Origin of the sequence: Mycobacterium sp. 050134 (genome assembly GCF_036409085.1) — a bacterium.
Taxonomy (GTDB): domain Bacteria; phylum Actinomycetota; class Actinomycetes; order Mycobacteriales; family Mycobacteriaceae; genus Mycobacterium.
The window spans coordinates 1-973 of record NZ_JAZGLV010000063.1 but is presented as its reverse complement, the minus strand read 5'-3'; the positions used below and the strand labels follow the sequence as shown (position 1 = coordinate 973).

Here is a 973-nt window from a genome sequence, read left to right as displayed (position 1 = left end):
TGTCGATTGGGGGCGTTTGCCGAGCACGATTGTGTATTCGGCGTTGGCTAATATCTTGACTTTGCAGCAGCTCACCGGGCTGGCGATCCCCTTCGCCGGTTCGGCGTGGGAAGGCTCGCCGATGTCCCCCTACCAGGGAGACTGCTTCACTGACGGTTCCCACAACTTCACCCACGTCGCGGCGCTGCTGCAACAAGAACAACCACAACACTGGTCCGGCGCCGCCGCACACGCCCACAACTCCGCGAAATCACAACTCATCGCCCAGGCCCAGACAATGGCCGCCCTGGATCAGGAATTCGCCGCGCTAGTGAAAGACCACGCCCACGTCGTCACACAAGCGCAATTAGGGACGGGAATCGAACAAGCATTTCTGCTCGCACTATATCCAGTCATCCTGGGATTGGAGAGCCACCCAACAACCTTCAATTTCGCAATGACGGCCGCAATCACCGCCGCCGCCACATCAATCACGGCGGCAGTGGGCCTGCTGGCCTGGTGCCTCGGCTCCTCCATCCAAACCCTGCAAGCGGTCGACAACCTCGAATACAGCGACGTGATCAAGGCCGCCCAAACAATCATCGACCAGCACCAACCAGCCACCACCAATCCCGTCGACACAACCTCCACCGGCCCGTCCGCCCACGACAGCACGCCAGCAAACCTGTCGAGCCCGCCCCCACCCACAACACACCGCACATCCGCCAGCACAGACCACGCTCGCCCCTCAGACCCTCAACCCCGCCCACTCACCCGCGACCAGCAACCCCCCACCACCTCACCACCACCACCGCTGTTAAGTCCGACGACGCCAACCCACCCCGATCGCATCAACCCCCAAAACAGCAAAACCCCACAACACCCGCCCACACCCCCCGAACACCAACACAGCCCCGCCACGCCCCCACACCAACAGCCCTCCCACGACCCATCCCGTCAACCCAACAACACCGCAACAACACCCCTCGCAACC

At 62.4% G+C, this 973-nt stretch carries 1 protein-coding gene; it reads left to right on the top strand.

Features of this window, described 5'->3' with window-relative positions; all coding sequences use genetic code 11:
* Positions 1-61: 61 nt before the first annotated feature.
* A partial coding sequence (locus SKC42_RS27395) for an EspA/EspE family type VII secretion system effector (protein ID WP_330967362.1) occupies positions 62-973 on the top strand: 912 nt, incomplete at its 3' end.